Below are 9,511 nucleotides of genomic sequence, written 5' to 3' on the forward strand. Positions count from 1 at the left end.
TGGCGCTAGCGCTCCAAGGCAATGGGATTGCGCAAGGTGCCCACGCCTTCGATCGATACTTCGCAGACGTCGCCGTCCTGCATCAGCAGGCGCGGCTGGCGCGCCCAGCCCACGCCCGACGGCGTGCCGGCCACGATGACATCGCCCGCTTCCAGCGTGAACGCCTCGCTCAGCAGCGCAATCAGGGTGGCCACGTCGAAAACCATGTCGCGCGTGTTGGCCGATTGCACCACCTTGCCGTTCAGCCTGGTTTCCAACGCCAGGCCCGCGCCGCCCGGCGGCAGTTCGTCCGCGGTGACCAGCGCGGGACCGAAACCGCCGGTGCCGTCGAAGTTCTTGCCGACCGTCCACTGGGGCGACTTGAACTGGTATTCACGTACCGAACCGTCATTGAAGACCGAATAGCCCGCCACGTGCTTGAGCGCATCCTCCTTGCTGATGTAGCGCCCGCCGCCTGACAGCACCACGGCCAACTCGCCTTCGTAATCCAGGGAATCGGAGGACTTGGGGCGGATCATGGGCTGTTCATGCGCGATCAGGCTGCTGTTGAAGCGGTTGAACACCGTGGGGTACGCGGGCTGCTCGAATTTGCTTTCCGCAGTGTGGTCCAGATAGTTCAGACCGATGCAGATGATCTTTCCAGGATTGGCCAGCGGCGGCAGGTATTGGATTTCCTGCAGGGCGTAACGCTTGCCGGAGGCTGCGCGCTCGCGCGCGAATGCGGACAGGTCCGCCTTTTGCCGCAGCAGATCCAGCAGTTCATGCTGTCCGAGGCTGACCACCTGGTCGCCTTCCTGGATGCCGAGATGCTGCTCGTTGCCGTGGGAAAAGCGTATGAATTTCATGATGAGCTAGACGTCCTTGATGAGCGATGAAGCGCCGCGCCGCATCCGCGGACCGGGCGCCGGGATCAGGCGGGATGGACGCTGCGGCATGCCCGTCCAACCTGCGGATCAGTATAGGCATTTTTATCTACAAATCAATAAAAATATATATTTATTGGTTTGTCGATTTTGAGCCCGGCGCGTAAAATTCGGGGGCCCAACCCGGATCTGTTCTTTCCATGCCCCAGCCGCTCGCCATCGACCACGCCCCTGGCCATGCCACGCAGCAACCCACGCAGGCGTCGGTGCTCACCACCGCCATCCAGGAAGACATCATCGCCGGCCGGCTGCTGCCAGGCTCCAAGCTCAAGCTGAAGGAACTGGCGCTGCGCTACGGCACGGGCGTGAACCCGCTGCGCGAGGCGCTCTCGCGCCTGGCCACCACCGGCTTCGTCAATGCCGAGGACCAGCGCGGTTTCAGCGTCAGCCGCACGTCCCGCGAAGAACTGCTGGACATCACCCAGACCCGCCAACGCATCGAGTCCGACGCGTTGCGCGCCTCCATCGCCAATGGCGACATTGAATGGGAAGGACGGGTGCTGGCGGCCCTGCACCGACTCAACCGCCAGGCGATGATGCTGGCGGATCCCGCCGGCCTGAACCCCGCGTGGGAACTGGCGCACGATGCCTTCCACGAAGCCCTGCTGTCGGCCTGCCCCTCGCGCTGGAGCATGCGGTTTTCCTTGATCCTGCGTCAGCAGACCGCGCGTTACCGCAACCTCTCGGTCATGGGGCCGGCGGAGGCCGACGCCCGCGACGTGCAAGCCGAACACGAAGCCATCGCCAAGGCCGCGCTCGCCAAGAACGCCGACCTGGCGTGCGCCCTTCTGTCCGAGCATCTGCGCGTCACCACCGCCCTGGTGCTCGAACACGCCGATCGCCTGGGGAACGCGCGCTAGGGTCTTTGCGGCTGCCAGTCCGCGGCGCTCAACGCCAACCGGAACCCGACATTGGACGCGCTGCTGTAGGGATCCTGGCCCTGCCTCGCGCTGACCCGGTAGCCTTCGCAATAGTCTTCGCTGCACAGGAAAGAGCCGCCGCGGATGACGCGCTTGGGCGCCTCGGGCCTGACCATGGCGGGATCGTAGGGGGCGGCGGGTCCGCCGGGATTGCGCACTCGCCGTTGCTGCGACTGCAGGCGGAACGCATCCGGCCGATACCAGTCGGCCACCCACTGCCAGGCATTGCCCGCCATGTCACGGACCCCGTAACCATTGGCCGGATAGCTGCCCGCCGGTTCGGTGCCCGGCATGACCTTGGGCGACTGCAGCGGAAACGCCAGGCCCGCGTCCCAGGTGCGCGCCATCGGCCTGCCGCCGGGCCGCAGGTCCGGGCCCCAGGCGAAGTCCGCCTGTTCCAGGCCGCCACGGGCCGCGTATTCCCATTCGGCCTCGGTCGGCAGACGCTTGCCCGCCCAGGCCGCATACGCCAGGGCGTCCTCGTACGACACCTGCACCACAGGATGTTCTTCCTTGCCGGCGATGTCCGAGCCCGGCCCCTGCGGGTGGCGCCAACTGGCGCCCGGCGCGAAACGCCACCAGCGCGCGTAGTCGTTCAGGTCCACGGGTTTGCTGTTGCCCACGAACACCAGCGCGCCTGGCACCAGTCCTGCGGGACGCGGCGTGCCCGCGGGCAGGTGCACGCGGATCGTGTCCCAGTCCGGCGTCCGCTCCGCGGTAGTCAGGTAGCCGGTCGCAGCCACGAACCTGGCGAAATCCCGGTTCGTCACATGGTCGCGATCGATCCAGAAGCCGGCCAGGCGCACCGGATGGGCGGGCCGCTCATTGGCCTGCGAGCGCGGGCTGTCGCTACCCATCAGGAAATCGCCAGCCGGAATCCACACCATGCCGGCGGGCCCGTGGCGGCCATCGCCCAGTTGCCCTGCCTGCGGCGCCGCGGCCGGCAGCAGATACGCCCCCGCCGCCGCAAACCCGCACAACAGCGCCGCCCCGGCCCATGCGCGTTTCTTCGGAAACATGGCCGGCTAGTGCTGGTCGACGATCTGGCGCGGCATGCCTTTGCGCCAGTCGAAGTAGTTGAAGAGCTGGTCCGCCAGATACTGCGTATCCCACTGGATGACGCGATTGGCCTTGCTCCAGGCTTCGTACTTGGCCGCCATCGCCTTGACGATTTCGGGGTGCCTGGCGGCCAGATCTTCGGTTTCTCCGCGGTCCGCATCGGTATCGTAGAGCTGCCAGCCGGCGGTGCCGAAGGGTTCCGGCAGCCAGCTCAGCTTCCACTTGCCCATCCGGTACTCCTTGTTCCCGAACAGCTCCGCGCCCCGCTCGAAGTCCGGCGCGCGCGCCGACGCCGCGCCGCCGTCCAGCACCTTGAGGAACGACTCGCCCTTCAGCGGTTCCAGCGGCACGCCCTGGCGCGAGTCGCCGCGCACCGCGCCCGTCATGGCCGTCACCGTCGGGTAGATGTCCTCCACGCCCAGGTAGCCGTCATTCATCGCGCCGGGCCTGGCCACCATGGGAGCCTTGACGATCAACGGCGAAATCGTGCCGCCTTCGGTCATGACCAGCTTGAAAAGCTTGAAGGGCGCGGAACTGGCGTATGCCCAGCCCGGGCCCACCCCGGCGAACGACCCCGGCGCGCCCATGTTCTTGAACGAGGTGTCGAACTCCTTGGCAATCCAGCTGCCATCGGCATTGCCCGGGTAGAAATCCATATACGCGGCTGAAGGACCGTTGTCCGAGAAAAAGAAGATCGCCGTGTTCTCATACTGGCCGCTGCGCTTGAGCTGGTCGATGACGCGTCCGACATTGCTGTCCAGGTTGTCCACCATGCCGGCGTAGATCTCCATGACGCGCTCCTGACGGGCGCGCTCCTCTGGCACCAGGTCCTTCCAGGGCGTGAACAGCGGCGCCGGCGCGGACATGCGCGTGCCGGCGGGGATGACGCCCAGGCGCTGCATGTTCTCGAACAGCCGCTGGCGGTGCACGTCGTAGCCCTCCGAGAACTTGCCCCGGTACTTGGCGATGTCGGCCTCGGGCGCGTGCAAGGGATCATGCACGGCCTGGAACGCCAGATAGCCGAAGAACGGCTTGCCGGCCTGCTGGGCGGCTTTCATGTAATCGACGAAACGGTCGGTGTAGAGATTGGACGAGAACTCGCCCGTGTCGCGCGCCACTGTCTTGTCGTCCTCGACAAAGCGGGTGCGCGGCTGCACCGCCAGCAAGCCCTTGTTGTCCCAGTGGCTGCCACCTGGATTGATCAGGGCGAAGGAACGCTCGAATCCGCGCGCCCCCGGCAACTGCTCCGGCTTGCCGCCCAAATGCCACTTGCCCGCCATGAAGGTCGCGTAGCCGCGCTCCTTGAGCACTTCGGCCAGCGTGTTGACGCGGTCGTTGAGCGAACCGATGTAATTGCCGGGATGCTTGTCCATCTCCGGGATGCGGTACTCACCCATGGCGCCCATGCCGGCCAGATGATTGTCCACCCCGGTAAGCAGTTGCGCGCGGGTCGGCGAGCAGGTCGGGTTGACGTGGAAATTGGTGAAGCGCATGCCTTCCTGCGCCAGTTGCTGGAGTGCGGGGGTCTGGATCAGGTCCTGGCCGAACGGCTGGATGTCGTTGTAGCCCAGGTCGTCGGCCAGGATGATGAGCACATTGGGAGGCGGCGGGCTGGCAGCCTGTACTGAGGTCGCGCATGCCATGCCAACCGCCAGGACGATCGCGGAAAAGCTTTTCACTCTTGGTCTCCAGAAACGCGGCCGGCGGCCGCTCGGGGCCGTCTTTGCGGCCTGTCGCGGCAATTCTACCAATTTATATATTTTTTCTACAATAAAGATATTTATAGTTTTGTAGATTGGATTGAATGACCCTCTCCGGGAAATAGGACTTTCCTGGCGCAGGCGTCGCCAGCCAGGTCAGGCTCAAGGCCCGGACCAGCGTGCCTGCCGATGTGCAGCAGGTCGGCCAGCGTTCCTTATTTAGGACGCATCGGACGGCGAACGGTGACTACCGCCGCCCCTGCGCTTACCCTATCTTCCCCGCCTGGCTCCATTCATCGCATTCTGCGTCCGCGCGCGCCGGCCGCAGCCCAGGCAACTTGAACTTTCACCATTTCGCAATCATCCTGCTGGCCACGCTGGCTCTCGGCACCGCGCAGGCCGCCGCAACCGCGCTGCCGCCCATCGACCCCTGGCGCTATTCCGAGGACTACAGCTACCTGGACGATCCCGCCCAGCGCACCGGAGCCTGGGACGAGGTCGGCAAATGGATCCGGCTGGGAGATTCCGCGGCGCTGACCTTGGGCGCCGAATTGCGGGCGCGCTACGAGCGTTACCGCAACAACGAATTCGGCGATGCGCCGGTACCCGACGAGGGCTACCAGCTCTATCGCTTCCTGCCCTACGCGGACCTGCGGCTGGGCTCGCGGGTGCGCGCCTTCGGCCAGTTGAGCCTGACCCACGCGGAGCGGGATGCCGGTTCCATTGGTCCGCCGGATGACACCGGCAACGATGTGCTGCAGGCTTTCGTCGACATCTCCTTGCCCGGCGATGCGGGAACCTGGACCGCGCGCGCGGGCCGCCAGGTCATGGCCTACGGCAGCGAACGGCTCATCTCGGCGCGCTACGGGCCGAACGTGCTGCGCTCGTTCGACGGCGGCGCGCTCAGTTGGCAGGGCCAGGACCTGCGCGTGGACGGCTTCTACGTGCGTCCGGTGCGCAACGACCCGGACGACTTCAGCGACCGCGCCGATCCGCAGCGCAAACTGGCCGGCCTTTACGGCACCTGGTCCGAGCCCGCAGGCGCCACCGGCCTGGACGCGTATCTGCTGTCGCTGTCCAGCGACTCGGCCCGCTACAACCAGGGCAGCGGCCCCGAAACCCGCAACGCGCTGGGCACGCGCTACTTCGGCAAGCACGCGGGATGGCGCTGGGACCTCGAAGCGGTGTACCAGTACGGCAGCTTCGCCGGCGCGCCGGCACGGGCTTGGTCACTGGCCAGCGACGTCAGCTACACCTTCCGCGGCGCGCCGTTGCAGCCGCGCCTGGGCCTGAAAGCCAACATCATCAGCGGGGACCGCGACCCGGACGATCCCAAGCTGCAGACCTTCGCCGTCTTCTTCCCCAAGGGCAAGTACTTCGGCGAAGCGGGCCTGATAGGCCCTTCCAACCTGATCAATCTGCACCCTTCGCTCACGCTGGACCTGGGGTCCGGCTGGACGCTGGGAGCCGCGGCCATCTTCTACTGGCGCCAGAGCCTGCGGGACGGCGTGTACGACGTGGCCGGCAATCTGCTGCGCCCGGCCGGCTCCAGTCGTTCGCGCTACATCGGCACGCAGGCCGACGTGGTGCTGGGCTGGGAGGTGTCGCGCCACCTGAGTTTCGAAGCTGCCTACTCGATGTTCCGGCCCGGAAGCTTCATCCGCGATACGGGCCGCGCCGAGACCGTCCATTTTCTTGGCCTGGAAGCGCTATGGCGCTACTGAGCCCCATCGATGACCGGAGACCATCCATGAAAATAACCACGACCCTCGTCCTCGCCCTGGCCGCCGCGCTGCCCTACGCCGCCCACGGCCACGATGCGGACCTGGTGCTGCGCAACGGCCACATCATCACCATGGACGCGGCAGCGCCGCGCGCGACCGCCCTGGCGATCCGCGGCGAACGCATCGTCGCGGTGGGCGGCGACGACGCAGTGGCAGAGCACATCGGCCCAGCCACCCGCGAGCTGGACCTGCAGGGCCGCACGGTGATACCCGGCCTCATCGACACGCACATCCACGCCATCCGCGGCGGCCAGACCTATACGTTCGAAACCTACTGGTACGACGCGCCCAGCCTGGCCGACGCTCTGGGCCGGCTGACGCGCGACGCGGCGCAACGCCCGCGCGACCACTGGGTCGCCGTGGTCGGATCGTGGCATCCGCGGCAGTTCCGCGAGCGCCGGGCGCCCACGCGGGCCGACCTGGACCAGGCGGTTCCCGGCCATCCCGCCTATGTGCAGTACCTGTACGACTACGCCCTGCTCAACAGCCGCGGCATCGAAGCGCTGGGCCTCGATAGCGCCGAGCCGCCCGAACTGCATGGCATCACAGTCGAACGCGACGCGCAAGGCCGCGCCACCGGCAGGCTGCTGGGCGGCATCGGCCCGTTCAACGCGCTATTCGCCCGCCTGAGCCTCACGGCTGACCGTGCCGCCGGCCTGCAGGCCTTTCTGCGCGCCATGAACGCGCGCGGGCTGACGGGCTTCATCGATCCGTCGGCCGGCGCCGCCGAAGCCTACGAACCGCTCTACGCGCTGCGCGACCGCGGCGCGCTCACGATGCGCGCCGGCTACCGGATCTCGGCCATGCGCGCGGGCGGCGAGGCGCAATGGTTCCGCGAGATCATGGCATTCCGCCCGCCGCGCCATGACGATGGCCAGCTTGCCTTCCTGGGGCTGGGCGAAAACCTGGTGTCCGCCATGAACGACGGCGTGCGCATGGGGCCGGGGTTCAACCCTCCGGCAGAAGCGCGCCAGGAACTTGCCCGCATCGCCCGCTACGCCGCCGAACGCCGCATTCCCCTGGAGATCCACGCCTACACCGATGATGCCGCCAGCGCCATCCTCGACGTGTTCGAGGAAGTCGGCCGCGACCACGACCTGCGGCCGCTGCGCTGGTCGATCGCCCACCTGAATACCGGCTCGCGGCGCACGCTGGAGCGCATGGCGCGGCTGGGGCTGGCCTATACGGTGCAGATGGGTCCGTACTTCGAGGACGAGGCGATACGCGCCGCCAATCCCAAGGGCGCGGAGCAGGATTCGCCGCCGGTGCGCACCGCGCTGGACCTGGGCCTGCCGGTCGCCGGCGGCACGGACTCCACCCGCATCGGCGTGGCCGGCGTCTGGCAGGCGGTCGAATACCATGTCCACGGGCTAGCCATCGGCGCCACCGTGCAGCGCGAACCAGACAACCTGCTGACGCGGGAAGAAGCGCTCGCTCTCTATACGCGCCAGGCCGCCTGGCTGGCATTCGACGAAGACGACCGGGGCCAATTGAACGCTGGCAAGCTGGCCGACCTGGCAGTGCTGGATCAGCCCTATCTGACGATGCCTGCCGACCAGATCCACGCCATCAATTCCGTCCTCACGCTGCTGGGAGGCAAGGCGGTGCACGATACCGGCGCGCTGTCGGCCGCGTCCGCGCGAGCCGGCAGGTAATCCGCAAAAGCGCGGTCACGCTGCCGACGCCGCAGCCGCGCATCGTTTCATACCGGTTCATGGTTGAGCGCGGGAACCGCCTCCGCTTTCTCGGAGGCTTCGCCCAAACGCTCCCAGATCGCCTCGGCCACCGTTGCCGGCGCGATGGCGGCCATGTCGCCATCCACGGTGGATTGAAGAGGATGGAGCCAAGGCACATAGCGCATCGCAGGGGTAGCCCCGAACAATCCTATGGTCGGCAATCCGTGGGCCGCTGCAATATGCATGCCCATACTATCGTTGGACACAAATACCGAACAGCGCGCGATCAATGCCTGACTCTCGCATATGTCCGAGGCCTGCCGTGTCGCGTCCAGCACGACCATGGACTCCGGCAGCAAGGCGCAAATCTCTTGCGCAATATGCTGGACGTCGCGGCCGCCCACCAACATGAAACGCAGCCCGTTGTCCCGCGCATGCAAGATCCGCGCCACCTCGGCGAACGCTCGGCCGCTATAGCGTTTGCATGGCACTGAGCCATTCAAACCGAATCCGATCATCCGCGACTGTGTCTGACACAATTGCATGGCCTTGCTGCTGGCCGACGCGGTACAGAACAGCGAAGGGTAACGCGGCTCATACTGGTAGCCCGCCTTGGCATACAGCAACGGCAGCCATGTATAGAAATCAGGATGCGGGGTCCCTTTGCGGCGCACCCAGATCCGATGCGTAAGCAGCGCCCCAAGATGCGGTTGATGCATGCGCACGAAACCGATGCGCTGTGGAATCCCCGCCAAGCGGGCCGCCAAGGCAACGTGAGTACGGAAGGTAAAGAAAAACAGGGTGTCGTAGGCGTGGTCCGCCAAAACCTGGCTCAGCCGTGCTACTCGTTCCCAACCTCGTAGTCGATGCTCTGATCGCACCGATACAACTTCCCGCACGTAGGGCTGAGCGCGAAACAGTTCCTGCGCCGACTCGTTTTGAGTCATCAGCAATGAAACAGTCCCTCCTGTTTGCTCGGCGAGCGCCCGGACAAACACCATGCTGAGCACGCCGTCGCCGATACCGCCGGAAATATAGATCGCACAATTGCGCGCGGTGCCAGACGAGACGGAGGGGGTTATAGACATAGCATCCAACAAGATATACCCACTGCTTTTTGAAAAATCCGGAACTGCAAATTCTCTAGCTTGGAGATACATCATTGGCGCCGTGGTCACGGACAGCCCGTGGGGGGCCGCCTGCAACACTGTGTTCGATAGTACACGGAATACGTTGTCAGTAAGCTAATTGTCAGGGTCTCCGGGCGCGGCGGCACGCTTCAGCTGAGAGTCGCCAGAACACTGTGACACGTCATGGTTACAGGGGTAGCGCGCAGGCCCTCTCAAGAAGAGAAAGTTGGCAAGGAATTGTGAGCGGCCCGACGCCAAGGATCAGGCCGCCAGTGCTGTCCTGTTCGACGAAGACGGCCGCGGCCCCGCAGTACACGCG

7 protein-coding genes are annotated in these 9,511 nt (G+C 65.9%); 3 read left to right on the top strand and 4 right to left on the bottom strand.

Going from position 1 to position 9,511, the window contains the following annotated elements:
- Positions 1 to 5: 5 nt before the first annotated feature.
- Positions 6 to 845 carry a fumarylacetoacetate hydrolase family protein gene (locus AC6LKD_RS04725; protein ID WP_498115337.1) on the bottom strand — a complete coding sequence of 280 codons (840 nt, stop codon included), beginning with the start codon at positions 843 to 845 and terminating at the stop codon, positions 6 to 8.
- Between the two features lie 218 nt (positions 846 to 1,063).
- Between AC6LKD_RS04725 and AC6LKD_RS04730 the strand changes: the two genes are divergently transcribed.
- On the top strand, positions 1,064 to 1,783 hold the full coding sequence (locus AC6LKD_RS04730) for a GntR family transcriptional regulator (RefSeq protein ID WP_013393754.1): 720 nt from the start codon (positions 1,064 to 1,066) through the stop codon (positions 1,781 to 1,783).
- Here AC6LKD_RS04730 and AC6LKD_RS04735 read toward each other — a convergent pair.
- Both AC6LKD_RS04735 and AC6LKD_RS04740 read right to left on the bottom strand, forming a co-directional pair.
- A complete protein-coding gene (locus AC6LKD_RS04735) occupies positions 1,780 to 2,862 on the bottom strand; it encodes a formylglycine-generating enzyme family protein (protein WP_013393753.1) in 1,083 nt (360 codons plus the stop codon). The genes AC6LKD_RS04730 and AC6LKD_RS04735 overlap by 4 nt on opposite strands.
- Before the next feature lie 6 nt (positions 2,863 to 2,868).
- Positions 2,869 to 4,581 carry an arylsulfatase gene (locus AC6LKD_RS04740; protein ID WP_498115339.1) on the bottom strand — a complete coding sequence of 571 codons (1,713 nt, stop codon included), beginning with the start codon at positions 4,579 to 4,581 and terminating at the stop codon, positions 2,869 to 2,871.
- 359 nt (positions 4,582 to 4,940) lie between these two features.
- Here AC6LKD_RS04740 and AC6LKD_RS04745 point away from each other — a divergent pair, with 359 nt between their 5' ends.
- Positions 4,941 to 6,326, top strand: coding sequence for an alginate export family protein (locus tag AC6LKD_RS04745; protein WP_498115341.1), 1,386 nt, complete (start codon positions 4,941 to 4,943; stop codon positions 6,324 to 6,326).
- A gap of 26 nt (positions 6,327 to 6,352) precedes the next feature.
- Positions 6,353 to 8,041 carry an amidohydrolase gene (locus tag AC6LKD_RS04750; RefSeq protein ID WP_498115343.1) on the top strand — a complete coding sequence of 563 codons (1,689 nt, stop codon included), beginning with the start codon at positions 6,353 to 6,355 and terminating at the stop codon, positions 8,039 to 8,041.
- Positions 8,042 to 8,088: 47 nt separating this feature from the next.
- Here the strand turns inward: AC6LKD_RS04750 and AC6LKD_RS04755 are convergent, their stop codons facing one another.
- Positions 8,089 to 9,225 carry a glycosyltransferase family 9 protein gene (locus AC6LKD_RS04755; protein WP_498115345.1) on the bottom strand — a complete coding sequence of 379 codons (1,137 nt, stop codon included), beginning with the start codon at positions 9,223 to 9,225 and terminating at the stop codon, positions 8,089 to 8,091.
- Positions 9,226 to 9,511: the final 286 nt, after the last annotated feature.

The sequence above is a fragment of the Achromobacter sp. D7-1 genome (genome assembly GCF_059760445.1).